This window comes from Microbispora sp. GKU 823 (assembly GCF_002027145.1).
Taxonomy (GTDB): domain Bacteria; phylum Actinomycetota; class Actinomycetes; order Streptosporangiales; family Streptosporangiaceae; genus Microbispora; species Microbispora siamensis.
On the sequence record NZ_MWJN01000028.1, the window covers coordinates 1 to 18,859 of the forward strand.

An 18,859-nucleotide genomic window follows, 5' to 3' on the forward strand; every position below is an offset into this window, starting at 1 on the left:
CGCAGCCAGCCGGTGATGTTCGCGTCGATCTGGTCGATCCGCCACCCGGGGTGTCCCTCGTGGTCGTGGTCGCCCAGATTGGCCGGCCCGTTGTACTGCGACCCGACGAAGTCGATTGTGTAACGACCCGCGGCCAGGCGCTGCCACAACCCGATCCGGTAACCGCCCGGCACCTGCGTACCCTCGGTGATCGAATCGCCCAGCGGCATGACCCGCACCCCGCCGTTGGACTCGGCGCGGGCGACGGCGGGCGCCGTCGCCACGACGGTCGCGGCCAGGAGCGCGGTGGTCAGCCGGCGTGTCCACCGTCTCCATCCGCGCCGATTTGTGAGCGTTAACATCGCTGGTTGGTCAACCCCTTTCGACAAGAGTGAGGTGGGTGGGCGGGTTCCCGCCGTGGCCGACCCGCACGAGGCCGGGGCCGAGCACCGGTAGCGCTCGTAGACGTTATTGTTAGCGCTAACAACGGCTCAACGAGTCGATCGCTCCTCTCCTCGGGATGACCGGGGGTGGTGGTGCGCCGGAGCAAATACGACGTGACGAGCCCTCGTCAAGCTCCAGCTCCCGCCCCCGCCCCGCCCTTCCGTCCGGCCTGCCCGTCTCAACTGCCGCGATGAGACGCGAACCCGCCGCTGAGAGGAGGCGCGGCGATGAAACGTTCACCGAGACCCGCGCATCGAGGGCCACTGACAGAGGTGCCGGGAAAAATTACATGCCAGGTTGACGACATCGGTGCAGCGTGTAGCCGTAGAGGACCAAGCTGGCATCGAAACTTTCTGGAAACGCCCTTGACACGTTTCGGGATGATTTCCAGACTGACTCCCCAAGGCGGCTCCTCCTGCCGGGGTCGGTGGTGAGCGGCAGGGGCCGCAGTTTCGACGCGACGACGGATCGCGTGCTGTTCCCGCGGGCGTCTATCCGCGTTCCCTCATCGATTCCGCAGTGGAGGCTCAGGCATGGGCGAAAATCCCTTACCCGCCGACGGCGGACGACGGCTCGTCGGCACCCGCCGGCTGCTGGTCGCCGGCGCCCTCGGCGTACTCGGCACGGCCACCGCACTCGCGGCGTCCGTCCCCGCCGGCGCCGCCGCCGGCACGCTGGGCGCGGCGGCAGCCCAGAGCGGCCGCTACTACGGCGCCGCGATCGCGGCCGGGCACATGAACGACTCGACCTACGTGGCCACCTGGGACCGGGAGTTCAACGCCGTCACCCCCGAGAACGAGATGAAGTGGGACGCCACCGAGCCCTCGCGCGGCTCGTTCCGCTTCACCTCCGCCGACCAGATCGTCAGCCACGCCCAGAGCAAGGGCATGAAGATCCGCGGACACACGCTGGTCTGGCACAACCAGCTGCCGAGCTGGGTCGGCGGCCTGTCGGCCAGTGACCTGCGCAGCGCGATGACCAACCACATCAACAACGTGATGGGCCACTACAAGGGCAAGATCTACGCCTGGGACGTGGTCAACGAGGCCTTCGCCGACGGCGGCGCGGTCGGCACGCTGCGCAGCTCGGTGTTCACCCAGAAGCTCGGCAACGGCTTCATCGAGGAGGCATTCCGCGCCGCGCGGGCGGCCGACCCGAACGCCAAGCTCTGCTACAACGACTACAACATCGACGACGCCAACGCGAACAAGACCCGCGGCGTCTACAACATGATCAAGGACTTCAAGGCGCGCGGCGTGCCGATCGACTGCGTCGGGTTGCAGTCGCACCTGTCGTCGGGATCGGTGCCGTCCAACTACCAGCAGAACATCGCCCAGTTCGCCGCGCTCGGCGTCGACGTCCAGATCACCGAGCTCGACATCGGTGGCTCGGGCTCCGCCCAGGCCGACGCCTACCGCCGCGTCACCCAGGCCTGCACGGCGGTGCCCCGCTGCACCGGCATCACCGTGTGGGGCATCACCGATAAGTACTCCTGGCGCAGCGGCGACACCCCGCTGCTGTTCGACGGCAACTTCAACAAGAAGCAGGCGTACACGGCCGTCCTCGACGCGCTCAACGCCGCGACCCCGAACACGAGCCCGTCTCCGACCACCAGCCCGAACACCAGCCCATCCCCGACAACCAGCCCGAACACCAGTCCGTCCCCGAACACCAGTCCGTCCCCGACGCCGCCGGTGGGCGGGGCGTGCTCGGCGACCATCGAGACGACCAACAGCTGGCCGGGCGGGTTCCAGTCGACGGTGACCGTACGGGCGGGCAGTTCGGCGGTCAACGGCTGGACCGTGAAGTGGACCTGGCCGAGCGGGCAGAGCATCAGCAGCCTGTGGAACGGCACGCAGAGCGGGTCCGGCTCCAGCGTGACCGTCAGCAACGCCTCCTACAACGGCTCGATCGCGGCCGGCTCGTCCACCACCTTCGGCTTCACCGCCAACGGCAGCGCCGCCACCCCCACCGCGACCTGCACCAGCCCGTGACATGAGGAGACACTGATGCGCCTACCCTGGCGAGCGCGGCCGCCGCGCCGCTCCGCCGAACCGGCGGCGCCGCCTGGGGTGTCCCTGCGCCGGAAGCTGGCGATGACGGCGATGCCGCTCCTGTTGGCGGCGACCGGGCTGCTGAACGCCCACAGCGCGGAGGCCGCCGTCGCCTGCCGCGTCGACTACACCATCGCCTCACAGTGGGCCGGTGGCTTCAGCGCCAACGTGGTGGTCGACAACCTGGGCGACGCCGTGAACGGCTGGCAGTTGTCCTGGACGTTCGGGGCCGGCCAGCAGATCACCCAGATCTGGAACGCGACCCACACCCAGTCGGGGTCGTCGGTGACGGCGACGAACGTCAGCTACAACGCAACGATCCCCTCGGGCGGCAGCGTCACCTTCGGGTTCAACGGCGCCTGGAACGGCTCCAACCCGGTGCCTGCCTCGTTCTCCCTGAACGGCGTGCCCTGCACCGGAAATCCGGGGTCGCCCAGCCCGAGCCCGACGTCCAGTCCGACCCCGAGCCCGACGTCCAGCCCGAGCCCGAGCCCGACGTCCAGCCCGAGCCCGAGCCCGTCGGCGAGTCCGACGGGTGGCGGCGGGACGCTGCCGTCGAGCTTCCGGTGGAGCTCGAGCGGTGTGCTGATCGCGCCGAAGCCGGACTCGTCGCACAACATCGCGGGCATCAAGGACCCGACGGTGGTGTACTACAACGGCAAGTACCACGTGTTCGCCAGCACGGCCCAGGCCTCGGGCTACAACCTGGTGTACCTGAGCTTCTCCGACTGGTCGCAGGCCGGCTCGGCGACGCACTACTACCTGGACCGCACCCCGATCGGCTCGGGATACCGGGCGGCGCCCGAGGTGTTCTACTTCGCGCCGCAGAAGCTGTGGTATCTCGTGTACCAGACCGGCAACGCCTCGTACTCCACCAACCCGGACATCGGCAACCCCAACGGGTGGAGCGCGCCGAAGAACTTCTACTCGGGGATGCCCGACATCATCCGGCAGAACATCGGCAACGGCTACTGGGTCGACATGTGGGTGATCTGCGACAACGCCAACTGCTATCTGTTCTCCTCGGACGACAACGGGCACCTGTACCGGTCGCAGACGACGCTCGCGAACTTCCCCAACGGGTTCGGCAACACGGTGATCGCGCTGCAGGACTCCAACCGGAACAACGTGTTCGAGGCGAGCAACGTCTACAAGGTGCAGGGAGACAACCGCTATCTGCTGATCGTCGAGGCGATCGGGTCGAGCGGCCGGCGCTACTTCCGGTCCTGGACGTCGAACAGCATCGCCGGGTCGTGGACGCCGCTGGCGGCCAGTGAGTCCAGCCCGTTCGCCGGATCGAGCAACGTGACCTTCCCCGGCGGCGCGTGGACCAACGACATCAGCCACGGCGAGATGGTCCGCACCCAGGTGGACCAGACGCTGACCATCAGCCCGTGCAAGATGCAGTACCTGTACCAGGGCCGAGACCCCAACTCCGGCGGCGACTACAACTCCCTGCCGTGGCGGCTGGGCCTGCTCACGCAGACCAACTCCACCTGCTGAGCCGTCCTTTCCCGATCCTTCCCCGGGGAAGCTGACCTCCGGTGCGGCGGACCCCCGTCGTGCCGGAGGTCTCGCCTCTAGCGCTTCGGAGGAGCGGTGCTCTCGCGTACGACGAGGGTCGTGGCGAACTCCTTGCGGTAGTGGGGGAGGGGCTCGCCCCTGGCGAGCGTCACCAGCATGGCGGCCGCCGCCCCCGCCATCTCGGTCAGCGGCTGGTGGATCGTGGTCAGCGGCGGAATGGCCCACCGCACCGGGGGCATGTCGTCGAAGCCGATGACGCTGAGGTCCTCCGGGATGCGCACCCCCATCTGGTGAGCCGCGTGGTAGACCCCGATGGCCTGGCCGTCGTTGGAGGCGAAAACGGCCGTGGGCGGGTCGGACAGGCGCAGCAGCCGGTGCGTGTGCGTCAGGCCGTCCTCGATCTGGTAGTCGCCCTGGCAGATCAGGTCCGGGTCGACGGGCACCCCGGCCGTGTCGAGCGCGGCGCGGTAGCCGTCGAGACGGGCGCGGCTGGACAACGCGTGCGACGGCCCGGTGATGATGGCGATCCGCCGGTGGCCCAGCTCCAGGAGGTGGCGGGTGGCGGTGAGCCCGCCGTTCCAGTTGCCCGCGCCCACCGAGGGGACGCGGTGTCCCGGGTCGCCGGTCGGGTCCAGGAGGACGAGGGGGATCTTGTGAGTGGCGAGCCGATCACGCTGGACGTCGGTCAGGTTGGAGAAGACCGCGATGACGCCGGCGGGACGGCGGCCGAGCACGTCCTCCAGCCAGTCGGCGCCGGGGACGTGGTTGCCCTGTAACTCGGAGATGGCCACGGCCATGTGGTGCTCGCGCGCGACCTGCCCCACCCCCCGGGCGATCTCGTCGGGTAGTCGCCCGCCAGTTCGTGGAAGACCAGCTCCAGCACGGCGGCCGGGCTGGAGCGCCGCCGCTGCCTGCGGAAGCCGTGCTCCCGGATGAGGCCCTCGATCAGGGCACGGGTCTCCGGCGCCACCGCGGAGCGGCCGTTCACCACCTTGGAGACCGTCGCCTTGGATACTCCGGCGAGTTCGGCGAGCTGCGCGAGGGTCAGCGGCTCGGGGACGGATGCGGACGGCTCGTCGACAACGGTCACAAGCCGCAGTCTAACGTCGAGGTGTGCGTGTGGCTCTGAATGTTTCGGCGATTCGCCGAATAATTTCAGACAGTCACCAAGTTCATACTGATACCAACTGCGAAAACTTTCGGAAACCGGTTTATCCGGCGAGTGTCGGCGTACCGAGCGCGGTGAGCGATGCGAGGCGTTCTGCGTCCTCGGTGCCGGGCTCGGCCGTGTAGACCATGATGCGCAGATCGGCGCCCGCCACGGTGAGCACGTCGCAGTCCAGCGTCAGGGGGCCGACGTCGGGATGGTCGATGATCTTGCGGGCGGCGTCGTGCCGTCCGACGGCACCGGAATCCCACAGCTCGGCGAACCGCTCGCTGTTCGCGCGCAGATCCGCGACCAGCCGCCGCAGCCGCTGGTCGCCCGGATAGCGAGCGGCGGCCGCGCGCAGGTCGGAGACCAGGACCGTCTCGAACGCCCGCAGGGACTCTGCGGTGTGCCGGGCCCGGGTGCCGGAGCCGAGGAAATGCCGCCACACCGCGTTGCGCTGGTCGCCGCGCGGCTCCTCCGACGGGTCGCCCATCAACGCGGCGTACGGAGGGTTGGCCAGGAGCAGCGTCCAGCACGCGTCGAAGACCGCGACGGGCGTGCCGGTCAGCCGGTCCAGCAGCCGCAGGACGCTCGGAGTGATGTGCGTCGGCACCGTCTCCGGTTCCGGCGGCGCCAGCCCGGCCAGCCGGAACAGGTGTGCGCGCTCGGTGCCCGACAGCCGCAGGGCCCGGGCCAGGGCCTCGACGACCTGGGCCGACGGATGGGACGCGCGGCCCTGTTCGAGCCGGGTGACGTAGTCGACGGAGATCCCGGCCAGCAGGGCCAGTTCCTCACGGCGCAGTCCGGCCGCGCGCCGCTGTCCCGCCGCCGGCAGTCCGGCGGTCTCGGGCGCGACCCGGTCACGCCAGCGGCGCACCGCCTTGCCGAACTCTCCCGTCGATTCCCCCGTCGCCATACGGACCAGTCTGCACCCCGCCGATAGTCTGCGGCTTCGTCCGGGAGAGTCCCGCCCGGTGGCGATGACTCTGCCGACCGGGCACGATCCGCACATCGAAGACCCCGAGACCCTCTTCCGTCTTCTGGCCGACTCCGCACCATGGACGTATGGGAGAGCATGAGGGACCGGGCTGCGTCTTCTGTGCGATCCTCCGCGGGGAGGCCGAGGCGAGCATCCCCTACGAGGACGACCGCGTCATGGTGATCATGGACATCGGGGCGGTGACACCCGGCCATCTTCTCGTGATTCCCCGCGTCCACGCCGTCGGCCTCGAAGACCTGGACGAGGAGACGAGCACACATGTGTGGAGGATCGGCCATCGCATGGGGCGGGCTCTGCGACGCTCGGGGCTTCGCTGCGAGGGCGTGAACGTTTTCCTGGCGGACGGCAAGGCCGCTTTCCAGGAGGTCTTCCATTTCCATCTGCATGTGTTCCCCCGGTTCAAGGGGGACGCCTTCCGGATAGAGGCCGACTGGGGCACCAGGGAGAGAAGCCTGCTCGACCGGGAAGCCGAAGCGGTGCGATCCGGCCTGGCGGCCTTGGAGCCCTGATCTCCGGCATGATGGCGTGCATGGCTCTCGAATCCAGGCACGTCAGCGTGTGGATCGACCGGCACGCGGCCGACGTCTACGAATACGCGTCGAACCCGGCCAACCTCCCGGAATGGGCTCCGGGGCTCGGCACCTCGGTGGAGAACGTCGACGGCCAGTGGTACGTGGAGACCCCGTCGGGCCGGGCCGGCCTGGCCTTCGCGAAGCACAACGAGTACGGCGTGCTCGACCACGACGTCACGCTGCCCTCCGGGCAGGTCGTCTACAACCCGATGCGGGTCATCCCCGACGGCGACGCCTGCGAGGTGGTCTTCACCCTGCGCCGCCTTCCAGGTGTGAGTGACGAGGACTTCGCCCGCGACGCGGGCCTCGTGCAGGCCGACCTCGCCCGTTTGAAGCACATACTCGAATCCGCCGCTCAGGCCCGTTGACCCCGCCTACCCCTCGTCGTAGCCCGCCAGTGGATCATCTCGAACCGGCGAGGCGGTGAGGGGTCGTTTCCTTGCGCCTTCCGCCTGATCGGGATTCATTGCGTAGCATGCGCGTTCTGACTGATTCCGCGGGTGGCTCTCTGGCGCGAAATCGCGAATTCCGCTTGCTGTGGCTCAGCTTCACGATGTCGGTGGCGGCCGACCAGATCTTCCCGGTCACGGTCACCATCGCGGCCCTCAACGCGGGTGGCACCGCCTCGACCGTCGGCGCTATCTTCACCTGCCGGTGGATCGCGTTGATCGTGTTCGCGTTGCTCGGCGGGCTGTGGGCGGACCGGCTGCCACGCCGTACGGTGATGGTCGCCTCGCTGGGTTTCCAGTGCTGCGTGGCCGCCGTCGGGTTGTGCGGCAATGCCTCCCCGTGGCTTCTCGCGCTCCTGGTCTTCCTCGTGGGAGGGGCGGAGGCCTTCCACCGGCCCGCGTACCAGGCCTGCTTGTCGTCGGTCCTCACCCCCGCCCAGCGTCCGGCCGGTGCGGCGCTGACGGCCGTCTCCTGGCGGTTGGGCGCCATCATCGGGCCCGGTCTCGGCGCGTACGTGGTGACGGCGTGGTCCGCAGGGATCGGATTTCTCGCCGTGCTGACGGCCTACCTGCTCGGTCTCGTCCTTCTCCTGCCGTTGCGTGAGCCCGTCGTCACGCCGGGGCGGCGGGCGTCCGCCGTACGGGAGATCGCCGACGGTCTCTCCGAGGTCGTACGGCGGCGGTGGGTCCTGGGGGTGATCGTCGCAGTCGCGCTCCAGCAGATGCTCACGATCGCGCCGGCGCAGGTCCTGCTGCCTCTCGTCTCCCGCGAGACCTTCGGCGGCGACGCCGTGTACGGAACCGCCCTCGCCCTGCTGTCGGTCGGCGGCCTGGCGGGCGGGCTCCTCAGCATGAGATGGAAGCCCGACCGGCCGGGACTGGCCGCGATCGGCGGGCTCGCCCTCTACGGCGTCGTGCCGCTCGCGCTCACCTGGCCGGTGTCGCCGGGATTCGTAGACGCCTGCTACATCGCCGCGGGTCTGGGGCTGGAGATCTTCGCCGTGCAGTGGGTGGTGAACCTCCAGAGGGAGATCCCTCCGGAACGGCTCGCCCGGGTCACCTCCGTGGACTGGCTGGCCGCCTCGGTCATGACGCCCCTCGGTCTGACGCTCACCGGTCCGGCCGGCGCCGCGATCGGCCGACCGGCACTGCTGGCGATCGGCGCGGTCGCCGGGTTCGCCGTGCCGCTGGCCACTCTTCTCCTCCGCGGCATGACGCGCTTCCAGAGCGATGTCAGCGCGTTCGGCGGGGACAGCGACCCGGAGGCGGCCACCTCGCTGAAGTACGGTCACGGCTCATGAGGATCCTCATCGTGGGCGGCAGCGGCTTTCTCGGCGACGAACTCGTGGGGCAGTCCGCGGCGGATGGCCATGTCGTGGCCGCGACCTACCTGACCCGGCCGGGCACGGCCGCGGGAGCCGACTGGGTGCCGCTCGATGTCCGTGACCGTACCGCCGTGGTCGACCTGATCGGCGCGTTCCGCCCTGACGTCGTCGTCAACGCGGCCTACCGTCAGCCGGACTGGGTGACGACGGCCGTCGGAGCCGCTCACGTGGCCATCGCAACCTCCGGGAACGGCGGGCGCCTGGTGCACGTGTCGAGCGATGCGGTCTTCTCCGGTAGGGCGATCACCTACGCCGAGGACAGCGTCCCCGATCCGGTGACTCCGTACGGAGCGGCGAAGGCGGCCGCAGAGGTGGCTGTGCAGGCGATCACCCCCACGGCGGTGATCGCCCGTACCTCTCTGATCATCGGGGACGGCGGCTCTCCGCACGAAGACTTGGTGCACGCGCTGGCCGCGGGCGGCATGCACGGGGTGCTGTTCACCGACGACGTGCGCTGCCCCGTGCATGTCCGCGACCTGGCAGCGGCTCTCTTGGAGCTAGCGGCCTCTGATCGCGCGGGGATCCACCACGTGGCCGGCGCAGACGCGGTGAGCCGATATGAGCTTGGATGTCTTGTCGCGCAGCGTGACGGCATCGATCCGGCTCGGCTGCCGTACGGCCGGCGCGGGGACACCGACCTGCCTGGGCCGCTCGATGTGCGGTTGGACTGCGGCCTGACTCAGCGGCACCTGAGGACCAGGCTGCGCGGCGCCCGGGAGTTCCTGAGATAGCCGCTTGGCGCGGCCGCCCGCGAATGACCGTGATTGATCCATCCTCAAGTTTGCACGTGGCGGATGATGCCAGAAACCAGTTGATCTGACTGTTTAACCTGTCGATGTGGGCACCGATATTTACGGCTTCATCGAGGCTCGCCACCCGTGCGCTGACGAGGAGTGGGACGCATGGGCCGTTTCCATGCCTCTCTACCCGCTCTATGACGGCCATGACTATGAGTCATACGGCTGCCTCTTCGGTGTTCGTAACCGGCTCGGATGGACCCCAGTCGCGGCCGGCCGTGGTTTACCCGCCGACGCGTCGGAACCTGTCCGTAGCCGCTACGAGGAATATGTCCGGATCGATGCCGCCATACATGGCTGTACGTGGGTTTCCTGGGCGGAGCTTCGTGACCTGGATATGACTGTCCGTCCTGCCGCTCGGGGGGTGCTTGATGTTCAGTCAGTGCATGGCTGGTCGATCAGCCGCTATCGGGTGGACGACCAATGGCCTGACGATGTCGTGGAGGAGTACGGCATCCCGCCCTGGGGCGCCTCGCCCGTCGAGGCTCCGATGGGTCGCTGGGAGGTTTCCGGAGTGACACTCGAATATCGCCCGATGACGCGACTGGACGTGCTGGGACCCGGCACCGGGTGGGAACACGTCTTCGGGGTGATGCAGGCGTTGGCGCGGCGGTTCGGACTTGAAGGTGTGCGCTTGGTCGTATGGTTCGACTGACGGAATGGAGGCTTCTGAGTTCGCCGCAGCGAAGCAGCGGGTGATGAGCGAGTCGCTTCCCAGCGACGGGAATGACCTCGACGGCATGGCACTCGACTTCGACGCCTATCTCTGGCACTCGCCCTTGATCAGCCAGGTGGTGGTTCGACTAACCGGTGACACGAGCCACCTGATCACGGCCGAGTGCCAAGCCACACCCCGATGTTCGGTCACAGAGATCGCGGAGGAGCTAGAACGGATTTGGTTGAGGGATCTTAGGTACCGGTACTTCGAAGCCCATACGGTTGCGACGAACGAGCGAGGAGTTCGGCTTGATGCGGTGACACAAATCGCTGAGGGCGGGTTCTTCGTCACGGCTGCAGTCGTCGCCGACACAGTGCAACCGGACGGAGACGGGAGCATCAGATGATCATTGTGTCACCCGTACGCAGGCAGTGCCATGGAGCTCGTCGCCGGGCCCGTGGAGGGCGGCCGGAGTCCCGGTTCAGGTGAGGATCTCGACGTACCCGTCGGTTCCGTTAACGCGGATCCGCTGCCCGTCCCGGATCAGCCGGGTGGCCTGCTCCACACCCACGACGGCCGGCAGGCCGTACTCTCGTGCGATCACCGCCCCGTGCGTCATGAGGCCGCCTACCTCCGTCACCAGTCCGGCGGCGGCGACGAACAGGGGCGTCCAGCTGGGGTCGGTGTAGGCGGTGACCAGGATGTCGCCGGCCTCAAGATCGGCCTGTGCCATGTCCATGACGACACGGGCACGGCCCTCGACGGTCCCGGCCGAGACCGGGAGGCCGGCCAGCGCGCCGGGCGGGGCGTCGTCACGCCGATACCGGCTGGTGATGACCTCGCCGTCCGACGTGAGGACCCGGGGCGGTGTGAGCGCCTCGTACGACCGGAACGCCTCCCGCCTTTCCCGGATGAGTTCGGCGTCCACCTCGTTGGTGCGCACGACCTCCTGCAACTCCTCGAGCCGGAGGAAGAAGATGTCTTCCCTCTCGCGCAGGACGCCGGACTGGACGAGGCGATCGGCTTCCCGCAGCAACGCCTGCTTGTACACGAAGTAGCGGCTGATCATGCCGTACTTGGGGTACTCCCGGTATCCGGCGAAGGCGCGGACGCGGTCGATCATCCGCTTGGTCTCCGCGGCCTTCCGCTCCCCGTCGGGCAGGGCGCGCAGGCGCGTCAGCAGTTCCTGTTCCTTCCGCTGCGACTCTTGGCGTCCTTGTTCGAAGCGTCGCTTGCCGGCGCCCGGCTCGAAGTTCCTGATGTTGCCGAGGATGGTGGGCACGAGCGTGGCAGGTTGCTCGCTCCAGCGCGTTCTGGTGATGTCGATCTCGCCGGCGCAGCGCATGCCGTACTGGTCGAGGTAGCTCCGGATGGCGTCACGCGCTTCCCGTCCGCCGGGCAGCCCGGCCAGCTCGTCCAGGAAGCCGTCGCCCTCCCGGCCTTCGTCCGCGACGCGCTGCAAGAACGCCACGACGTCCGCGTGCGGCCGGATCGTGTCCGCGACGTCGAGGAGCGCCAGCCCCATCTCCGACGTGACGTTGTGGGGGACGGATTGCGTGAGCGCGTCGGCCGCGTTCTTCTCGCCCTGCCACGCCTCGATGTGGTCGTTGAGCCACCAGGTCGCCTCCATCCCCGCCATGATCACCTGGGAGCTCCGCGGATCGAACAGGATGCGCTTCAGCTCTGCGATGTCGGCCAGGATGAAGTCGAGCAGCGCCGGCCCGGACAGACCCTGGATCTCCCGCCGCAGGGTGGCGACGGACTCCTGACTGTGCCGGATCAACTCCGTGACGATGGCCGGATCGGTCTCGATCGGGGCGGGTGCGCCACCGGCGGGTGCGGGGCCAGGCCCTTCGTCAGGAAGCGCGCGGACAAAACCGCGGTCGAGGACGGTCTGCAGCGCGTCCCGAACCAGCGGGTCGGAGTTTCCGAAGGTCCCGAGGAGGCGCGCGCGGCCCGCGGATGTCGCCAGGACGGGGGCTACGTCCACGAACAACCGTCCGCCCGCCTCGTGCATCGGCCGTGGGGTCGTCAGCTGCCACAGGGAGAGTCCCAGCGGCTTCATCGCGTCGGTCATCATCTGCTGGTGACCGACGGAGACGTAGACGTGGTTCTCCTGGTCATCGGTCGCAGGGACGGGGAACAGGGTGGTGATCGGCCGGCTCTGGACGATGTGGAAGTCGTCGCCGACCAGGCACCATTCGATGTCCTGGGGCCGGCCGAAGTGCGCTTCGATCCGCCGGCCGAGCCGCACCAGGCGCACGACCTGTGCATCCGTCAGAGCCGGCCGCGTCTGCCGCTGCGGCTCGATCGGCACGTCCTGAGTGCCGCCTCCCGGCGACGCCTGGACGGACCGCGGCTTGGTGGCGACCGCCCTGGTGACGACCTGGTCGTCGCGCACCGTGTAGACGTCCCCGGTGATCAGACCGGAGACGAGCGCCTCGCCGAGCCCCCAACCGGCCTCCACGGTGGCGATCTTCCGGTTCGACGTCACGGGATCCGCGGTGAACAGGACCCCGGCCGCGTCCGGGAACACCATCCGCTGTACGACCACGGCCATCCGCACCTTCCGGTGGTCGAAGCCGTTGTGGTGCCGGTAGGTCACCGCCCGCTCCGTGAACAGCGAGGCCCAGCACCGCTGGACGTGCCGAAGGATCGCCGCCAGGCCCACGACGTTCAGGTACGAGTCCTGCTGGCCGGCGAAGGACGCGGTCGGCAGGTCCTCGGCCGTCGCGCTGGAACGCACCGCGTAGGAGGCGTGCTCCCCGAGCCGGGCGAGCGATTCACGGATCGCCGCCACGAGATCGTCAGGCATCGCGGCGCCCTCGACGGCGCGGCGGATATCCGCGCTCAGGGTGCGGATCGCCGCCCGGTCGTCCGGTTTCACCCGCGACAGCAGGTCAAGCTGAGCGTCGATCGACGGCACCTCGGCCACGACCCGCTGGAAGGCGTCCGTCGTGACGCAGAAGCCGTCCGGCACGCGGATGCCATCGATTCGCGAGAGCTCGCCCAGGTGCACCCCCTTTCCGCCGACGTCTGCGGCATTCGTCGAGTCGATGTCCTCGAATCCCAGCACGTAGCGCAATTCGCTGCTCCATCGTTCGTCGGGCCGGTTCGCAACGCGCAAGTATGAACCACTTTCCGGCGCCTCATGAGGCCCGCGCGTCTGCTATACAGTGAAAGTGGCGGGGAGTGACGTGCGCCGCGTGCGCAGCCCGGCCCGACCTTCCCCCTTCTCAGCGCCGTGGCCGACCCGGTTGAACCGGTTGTCTGGCAGGCCTGATCGCGCCGCCCTGACCGACGAGGCCCGGTGAAACCGCCAGGTCAGAGGTGAAACCAGCGTGAAGCCGCGATGAAGCCGGCGACGCGGAAGCTCTTCTCGTACGCCGGGAGGTACCCGGCGGAGAGAGGAGACGCGTCATGGCGGACCTCAGTGCCGTCCGGGCCGACAGTCTGGTCAAGAACTTCGGCGACTTCCGGGCCGTGGACGGCATCGACCTTCACGTACGGCAAGGCGAGATCTTCGGGGTCCTGGGCCCCAACGGAGCAGGCAAGACCACCATGCTCCGGATGCTCGCCACCCTGCTCCCGATCGACGGCGGCCATGCGGAGATCTTCGGCGTCGACGTCCGGCGGGAACCCCACCGCATCCGGCAACTGGTAGGCGTCACCGGCCAGTACGCCTCGGTGGACGAGGACCTGACCGCCCGGGAGAACCTCTGGCTGTTCGCCCGCCTCCAGGGCCTGACCAGCACCCGAGCCAAGACGATCGCCGGTGACCTGCTCGAACGCTTCGGTCTCCAGGAGGCGGCCAACCGTCCCCTGTCCCAGTTCAGCGGAGGCATGCGCCGCCGCCTGGACCTGGCGTCGAGCCTGATCACCCGCCCACCCCTGATCTTCCTGGACGAGCCCACGACCGGCCTCGACCCGAGGACCCGAGGCCAGATGTGGGACACGATCCGTGAGCTGGTCACCGACGGCTCCACGATCCTTCTCACCACCCAATACCTGGACGAGGCCGACCAACTGGCCGGCCGCGTGGCTGTGATCGACCGAGGCCGGAAGGTCGCCGAAGACACCCCCGACGCCCTGAAGACCCAGGTCGGGGACTCAACCCTGCAGCTCAGGCTCGCGGACGGCGCCGACACCGCCCTGGCCGCGGACGTCGTCCGCCGGGTGCTGGGTGAGGACCCGGTCCTGACCCCGGAATCGGGACGCATGAACATCCCCCTCCCCGACCCCGACCGGGCCGCGGACGTCCTGATCGGCCTGCGGGAAGCAGGCCTCGGCATCTCCTCGGTGAGCGTCGCCAAGCCGACGCTGGACGAGGTCTTCCTGGCGCTGACCGGCCACGGCGCCGACGAACCCCAGATGGAGGCGGCCCGATGACCACGAGCACTGCGACCTCGACCACCGCGACCCCGACCACCCGCGCCCCCCAGCGCATCGACCCGTCCGCCGCGGTCGCCCGCACCACGTCCCGCAGCTCGCTTCAGGCGACCTGGGTCCAGGTCCTGGCGATGGCATGGCGAGCCCTGAAGAAGATGCGCCGCAAGCCCGAGCAGTTCTTCGACGTCCTCATCCAGCCCTTGCTGTTCACGGCGATGTTCGCGTTCATCTTCGGCGGCGCGATCTCCGGCAGCGTGTCGAACTACCTCCCGGTGCTGATCCCCGGCATCCTCGCCCAGACGGCCCTGACCGTCTGCATGGCGACGGGCGTGCAGCTGCGCGAAGACATGGACAAGGGGGTCTTCGACCGCTTCAAGTCCCTGCCGATCGCGAGGATCGCTCCGCTGGCCGGCCCGATGATCGCCGACCTGATCCGGTACGGCATCGCGTCGGTGCTGACGGTCGTCACCGGGCTGCTCATCGGGTACCGCCCCGGCGGCGGCGTGCTCGGCTGCGTCGGCGGTGTCGCGCTCACCGTGATCGCGGGCTGGTCGCTGGCGTGGATCTTCACCTGGCTGGGCACGATGGCGCGTTCGGCGCAGAGCGTCCAGGGCATCTCGATGATGATCATGTTTCCGCTCACCTTCCTGTCCAACGCCTTCGTCCCCGCTGACACGCTGCCCGGCTGGCTGGAGGCGTTCGTGAAGGTCAACCCGGTGTCGCACGTCGTCTCCGCGGTGCGCGACCTGCTCAACGACGGGGCCGTGACTGCCGAGGTCGGCTGGGCGGTCATCGGCTGCGCGATCGTCGTCGCGGTCTTCGCCCCGCTGGCGGTCCGCTCGTACTCCCGCAAGATGTAGCCGGTGTCAGAGCACCCGCTCCAGGACGGCGCGGGCCTCGGCCAGCAGGTCGGGGCCGCGCCGTTCGCCGTATTCGGCCTCGACTCGGGACAGGACGCCGGGGGCGATGCGTTCGGCGTGCGCGGACAGCACCGACCACTGCATCGTCGGGGTGAACCGGTTGTAGGCGAACCGGTCGGCGAGCACGAGCAGCCGCACCGCCTCCTCGGCGGGCAGCGCCCCCTTCAGCAGGCCCCAGATGCCCAGCCCGGCGAGCACCATCCCCATCACCGGGTAGTCCCTGAACATGTGGTCCGGGTCGAACCCGACCAGGACCTTGGCCCGCAGCGACTCGAAGAGGTCCGCGCCGTCGTCGCCCTCGCCGTACTGCGCGAACGCCGAGAGCGCGATGACCTCGCCCAGGATGGCCCACAGCGTGGAGCCGTCAGGCGCGCCGGGGACGCGCAGGTTCCGGAGCACCTCGGCGGTCTCGCGGTGCCGTCGCAGTCCTTCGGCGACGTCCCCGTCGGCGAGGGCCAGCTCGGCTCTGGCGGTGGCGACCGACAGGACCTCGCTGTAGGTGCCCTGGGCGGCCAGCGTCTCCAGGTCGCCGACCATCCTCGCCGCCTCGTCGCGGCGCCCCTCGGTGAGCGCCCCCATGGCGAGGGCGGCGCGAAGCTGGACGGCGTCGTCCATCGCCCCGAGGCGTTCGAGCACCGGGAGCGCCTCGGTGGCATGCCTGGAGGCCGACGCGGAGTCACCGAGGTGCGCGTACAGGCCGGCCAGCTGGGTGTGCAGCACCGCCCGGCGCCAGGGGACGTCGTCGTCATCGATGAGCTGGAGGGAGGCCCGGGCCGCTTCGATCGCGCCGACCGGGTCGCCGGAGTTCTCCCGGCCGTGACTCAGCCAGTGCAGCGCGATCTGACGGATCAGCGGGTCGGGATCGGCGATCAGCATGTCGAAGCCGCTCTCGGGTTCCGCCAAAGTGGTGAGCAGTGCGGTCACCAGCGCCCGGACGGCGCGGTTCTCCGAGTCGGCTCCCAACGCGGACAGCATCTCCGCCGGCCCTCCGATCTCCTCTGAGGAGATCATCATGCTGTGGAACAGCACCATGCTCAGGGCCACCCGGGTCCGGTCGAGGAGCCCGGGCGGCGGCGTCCAGCCGCTCAGGGCGGCGGCGATGGCGGGAGTGAGGACGATGCCGCGCGTGTGGTCCCCGCGGATCGTCCAGTAGCCGCCCAGCGCGGAGAACAGCACCACGACCGCTTCCGGATCGGGATCGGCCAGGGCATCGCGCAGGATGTCGGCGAGGTTCGTCTCCTCGGCACGCAGCCGGCCCATCGCGTCGACCTGCTCCGGCGAGTACAGCCGGGCGCCGTGCCGCTCGGCGTAACCGACGGCCCATGCGCGTACGGCGGCTCGCGCCTCGGCGGTCTCGCCGGCCGAGTCCAGCCGCACCCGGCCGAACTCGCGCACCGTCTCCAGCATCCGGTAGCGGACGCCGTCGGCCGTCTCCACGACGGTGAGCAGGGACTGCTCCACGAGCTCCTCGACGTCGCCGAGAGCGTCGTCGCCGAGCACCTCCTCCGCCGCGTCGAGGGCGAAACCGTCCGGGAAGGCCGAGAGACGGCGCAGGGCCCGGCGCTCCCGCTCGCCCAGCAGGTTCCAGGACCAGTCGATCACCGCCAGCAGCGTCTGGTGCCGGGAGGGGGCGCTCCGGTCACCGCCGCGCAGCAGCGAGAACCTGTCATCCAGCCGCCGGGCGATCTCGACCGGTGACATCACCCTCACCTTGGCGGCGGCCAGTTCGATCGCGAGCGGCAGGCCGTCCAGGCGGGCCACGACGGCGCGTACGTCGTCCTCGTCGAGGTGCACACCGGGCCGGGCCGCGGTCGCGCGGTCGCAGAACAGCTCGACGGCGTCACCGGTTCCCAGCTGGGGCAGCGGATAGGCGCGTTCGGCGGCGATCGCCAGCGGCGAGCGGGTCGTGGTGAGGACGCGCAACTCCCGTGTGGTCGCGGTCAGATAGGCGACCAGGTCGGCGACCGCCTCCACCAGATGCTCGCAGTTGTCGAGCACCAGCAGCGTCGGGGCCAGATCGAGCTGCTGGGCGATCCTGGCCCGGACGTCGGCGCGCTGCTGCGGCGTGAGCGTGCGGCGTCCGGTCACCGACTCGCGGACGCCGAGCGCCGACCCGACCTCGCCGACCAGGTCCTCGGGCGCGGTCACGCCGACCAGCTCGACGAAGTGCACCACCGGCTGCGGAGCCTCGCGGGCGACGGCGTGGGCGAGCCGGGTCTTGCCGAGCCCGCCCGGGCCGAGGATCGAGACCACCCGGGAGGTGGCGAGCAGTGCCCGCACTCGTCGCAGGTCGTCGTCGCGGCCGAGCAGCGGGGTCGTGTCGAACCGCACTCCAGAGCGTACGGGGCTGTCGAGCGCCAGCAGCTCACGATGGACCCGCCGCAGCTCAGGGCCGACGTCGGCGCCGATCCGGTCGCGCAGGTCCGAGCGGTAGCGCTCGAAGCGGTCCAGCGCGGCGCCCGTTCCGCGCACCGCCGCCTCGCTGTGCAGGAGGTCGGCGAGCAGCCCTTCGTCCTCGGGGTGGACGCGTACGGCCTCCTCGAGCTCGGGCAGGGCGGGGCCGTGGTCGCCGCTCCGGCTCCGGGCCCGGGCGAGCACGACCCGCGCGGACGCCAGGTCGCGTTCCGCGCGCCGGCGCACCTCGGCCAGCGGGCCCTCGCCCTCGGGCGGCAGCGCCCCGACGCCAAGCGCGAGCGCCTCCTCCGCCGCCGCGGCCGCCGCGGCCGGATTCTCGGCGAGCAGCGCCCGCGCCCGGTCCGCCAGACCGTGCAGCCGGGAGGCGTCGACCCGGTCGGGCGGGACCTCGAGCCGGTAGCCGCCCCCTTCTGTGACCAGCGCCTCCGGCCCCACGACGGACCTGGTCCGGGATACCAGGACCTGCAGCGCCTTCGCCGGATTGGCCGGTTCGCTGTCCCCCCACACCTCCGCGACGAGCTGGTCCGCGTTCACGGTCCGGCAGGCGAGCGCGAGGGCTGCGAGCAGCGCCTGAGCCCTCTCACCGACCACCGGCTGCCCTCGCCACCGCACACCGTCGAGCAGGCTCAGGTGGATCGGCATGGCGCAAGTCTAGGCTTCACCGAGCCTTCCACCCGTTTCTCACCTTTGGCCGATACCGGATCTCAGCGCCGCGCCAGCGCCAGCACGCTCAGCCCGAACATCAGGACGCCCAGGGGGAGATGGACCGACGGTACGTGGGCGATGCCGAGCACGACCTGGACGGAGGCGAGGACAAGGAAGCCGGACGCGTGCCAGACGGGCCGGGGCGAGCCGCCGCCCGGCTTCCACGCCAGCACCGCCGCGAGCACGTACAGCATCGACGCGCCGTACATCACGCGGGCTCCCACACTGTGCAGCGTCCCCCCGTACGACGAGGTCAGCAGCAGTCCGGCGGAGACCGCTTGAAGGAAGATGGTCAGGGTCTGCAAGGTGATCGCGATCCGCAGAAACGAGAAGCTGCGCCGCGCCGTCGCCTGGGTGGCCATGTCACGGTCCCCCATTCCGCCCCCGGGGGCAGTAGATCGGTAAGGTCTCACCAGCC

Annotated in this window: 16 protein-coding genes and 1 pseudogene; 10 read left to right on the forward strand and 7 right to left on the reverse strand. The window is 69.7% G+C overall.

Annotated elements, in window-relative coordinates; translation table 11 throughout:
* Window positions 1-341 (reverse strand): annotated as a pseudogene (locus B1L11_RS16810) (hypothetical protein); the annotation flags it as partial.
* 615 nt (window positions 342-956) lie between these two features.
* Here B1L11_RS16810 and B1L11_RS16815 point away from each other — a divergent pair.
* Window positions 957-2,417 carry an endo-1,4-beta-xylanase gene (locus tag B1L11_RS16815; protein ID WP_079315354.1) on the forward strand — a complete coding sequence of 487 codons (1,461 nt, stop codon included), beginning with the start codon at window positions 957-959 and terminating at the stop codon, window positions 2,415-2,417.
* 15 nt (window positions 2,418-2,432) lie between these two features.
* On the forward strand, window positions 2,433-3,980 hold the full coding sequence (locus tag B1L11_RS16820; protein WP_079315355.1) for a non-reducing end alpha-L-arabinofuranosidase family hydrolase: 1,548 nt from the start codon (window positions 2,433-2,435) through the stop codon (window positions 3,978-3,980).
* A gap of 77 nt (window positions 3,981-4,057) precedes the next feature.
* Here the strand turns inward: B1L11_RS16820 and B1L11_RS16825 are convergent, their stop codons facing one another.
* The 3 genes from B1L11_RS16825 to B1L11_RS16830 form a co-directional block, all read right to left on the reverse strand.
* The gene (locus B1L11_RS16825; protein ID WP_306291668.1) at window positions 4,058-4,792 is read right to left on the reverse strand and encodes a substrate-binding domain-containing protein; all 735 of its coding nucleotides are present in this window, start codon (window positions 4,790-4,792) and stop codon (window positions 4,058-4,060) included.
* The gene (locus B1L11_RS54055) at window positions 4,687-5,091 is read right to left on the reverse strand and encodes a LacI family DNA-binding transcriptional regulator (protein WP_306291669.1); all 405 of its coding nucleotides are present in this window, start codon (window positions 5,089-5,091) and stop codon (window positions 4,687-4,689) included. The genes B1L11_RS16825 and B1L11_RS54055 overlap by 106 nt, the downstream gene beginning before the upstream one ends.
* A gap of 121 nt (window positions 5,092-5,212) precedes the next feature.
* Entirely contained in the window at window positions 5,213-6,067 is an 855-nt protein-coding gene (locus B1L11_RS16830) for a helix-turn-helix transcriptional regulator (protein WP_079315356.1), read from the reverse strand.
* Between the two features lie 149 nt (window positions 6,068-6,216).
* Between B1L11_RS16830 and B1L11_RS16835 the strand changes: the two genes are divergently transcribed.
* The 6 genes from B1L11_RS16835 (at window position 6,217) to B1L11_RS16860 (ending at window position 10,418) form a co-directional block, all read left to right on the forward strand.
* Window positions 6,217-6,660 (forward strand): HIT family protein, encoded by a 444-nt coding sequence (locus B1L11_RS16835; RefSeq protein WP_079315357.1) that lies wholly within the window; start codon window positions 6,217-6,219, stop codon window positions 6,658-6,660.
* A 20-nt stretch (window positions 6,661-6,680) separates the two neighbouring features.
* Window positions 6,681-7,091 (forward strand): SRPBCC family protein, encoded by a 411-nt coding sequence (locus tag B1L11_RS16840; RefSeq protein ID WP_179155191.1) that lies wholly within the window; start codon window positions 6,681-6,683, stop codon window positions 7,089-7,091.
* A 107-nt stretch (window positions 7,092-7,198) separates the two neighbouring features.
* A complete protein-coding gene (locus tag B1L11_RS16845; RefSeq protein WP_079315359.1) occupies window positions 7,199-8,473 on the forward strand; it encodes an MFS transporter in 1,275 nt (424 codons plus the stop codon).
* A complete protein-coding gene (locus B1L11_RS16850; RefSeq protein ID WP_079315360.1) occupies window positions 8,470-9,288 on the forward strand; it encodes a sugar nucleotide-binding protein in 819 nt (272 codons plus the stop codon). The genes B1L11_RS16845 and B1L11_RS16850 overlap by 4 nt, the downstream gene beginning before the upstream one ends.
* A 106-nt stretch (window positions 9,289-9,394) precedes the next feature.
* A complete protein-coding gene (locus tag B1L11_RS45290; protein WP_143737323.1) occupies window positions 9,395-10,009 on the forward strand; it encodes a hypothetical protein in 615 nt (204 codons plus the stop codon).
* A 4-nt stretch (window positions 10,010-10,013) separates the two neighbouring features.
* The gene (locus B1L11_RS16860; RefSeq protein WP_079315362.1) at window positions 10,014-10,418 is read left to right on the forward strand and encodes a hypothetical protein; all 405 of its coding nucleotides are present in this window, start codon (window positions 10,014-10,016) and stop codon (window positions 10,416-10,418) included.
* A 75-nt stretch (window positions 10,419-10,493) separates the two neighbouring features.
* Here B1L11_RS16860 and rph read toward each other — a convergent pair whose 3' ends face one another.
* Window positions 10,494-13,088, reverse strand: a complete 2,595-nt coding sequence (rph, locus tag B1L11_RS16865) for a rifamycin-inactivating phosphotransferase (RefSeq protein ID WP_256862629.1) — start codon at window positions 13,086-13,088, stop codon at window positions 10,494-10,496.
* 344 nt (window positions 13,089-13,432) lie between these two features.
* On the opposite strand from rph, the gene B1L11_RS16870 reads away from it, so the two are divergent.
* Both B1L11_RS16870 and B1L11_RS16875 read left to right on the forward strand, forming a co-directional pair.
* Window positions 13,433-14,401: an ATP-binding cassette domain-containing protein gene (locus B1L11_RS16870; RefSeq protein ID WP_079315364.1), complete on the forward strand. Its 969-nt coding sequence runs from the start codon at window positions 13,433-13,435 to the stop codon at window positions 14,399-14,401.
* On the forward strand, window positions 14,398-15,261 hold the full coding sequence (locus B1L11_RS16875) for an ABC transporter permease (protein ID WP_079315365.1): 864 nt from the start codon (window positions 14,398-14,400) through the stop codon (window positions 15,259-15,261). Before B1L11_RS16870 ends, B1L11_RS16875 begins: the two co-directional genes overlap by 4 nt.
* 6 nt (window positions 15,262-15,267) lie before the next feature.
* On the opposite strand, the gene B1L11_RS16880 is transcribed toward B1L11_RS16875, so the two are convergent.
* The gene (locus B1L11_RS16880; protein ID WP_079315366.1) at window positions 15,268-18,378 is read right to left on the reverse strand and encodes a BTAD domain-containing putative transcriptional regulator; all 3,111 of its coding nucleotides are present in this window, start codon (window positions 18,376-18,378) and stop codon (window positions 15,268-15,270) included.
* Window positions 18,379-18,440: 62 nt separating this feature from the next.
* Window positions 18,441-18,803, reverse strand: a complete 363-nt coding sequence (locus B1L11_RS16885) for a hypothetical protein (protein WP_079315431.1) — start codon at window positions 18,801-18,803, stop codon at window positions 18,441-18,443.
* Window positions 18,804-18,859 lie beyond the last annotated feature (56 nt).

Coding starts and splice junctions, on each gene's coding strand:
- B1L11_RS16815 (WP_079315354.1), top strand. CDS start 957: ATGGGCGAAAATCCCTTACCCGCCGACGGCGGACGACGGCTCGTCGGC.
- B1L11_RS16820 (WP_079315355.1), top strand. CDS start 2,433: ATGCGCCTACCCTGGCGAGCGCGGCCGCCGCGCCGCTCCGCCGAACCG.
- B1L11_RS16830 (WP_079315356.1), bottom strand. CDS start 6,067: ATGGCGACGGGGGAATCGACGGGAGAGTTCGGCAAGGCGGTGCGCCGC.
- B1L11_RS16835 (WP_079315357.1), top strand. CDS start 6,217: ATGGGAGAGCATGAGGGACCGGGCTGCGTCTTCTGTGCGATCCTCCGC.
- B1L11_RS16840 (WP_179155191.1), top strand. CDS start 6,681: ATGGCTCTCGAATCCAGGCACGTCAGCGTGTGGATCGACCGGCACGCG.
- B1L11_RS16845 (WP_079315359.1), top strand. CDS start 7,199: ATGCGCGTTCTGACTGATTCCGCGGGTGGCTCTCTGGCGCGAAATCGC.
- B1L11_RS16850 (WP_079315360.1), top strand. CDS start 8,470: ATGAGGATCCTCATCGTGGGCGGCAGCGGCTTTCTCGGCGACGAACTC.
- B1L11_RS16860 (WP_079315362.1), top strand. CDS start 10,014: ATGGAGGCTTCTGAGTTCGCCGCAGCGAAGCAGCGGGTGATGAGCGAG.
- B1L11_RS16870 (WP_079315364.1), top strand. CDS start 13,433: ATGGCGGACCTCAGTGCCGTCCGGGCCGACAGTCTGGTCAAGAACTTC.
- B1L11_RS16875 (WP_079315365.1), top strand. CDS start 14,398: ATGACCACGAGCACTGCGACCTCGACCACCGCGACCCCGACCACCCGC.
- B1L11_RS16880 (WP_079315366.1), bottom strand. CDS start 18,378: ATGCCGATCCACCTGAGCCTGCTCGACGGTGTGCGGTGGCGAGGGCAG.
- B1L11_RS16885 (WP_079315431.1), bottom strand. CDS start 18,803: ATGGCCACCCAGGCGACGGCGCGGCGCAGCTTCTCGTTTCTGCGGATC.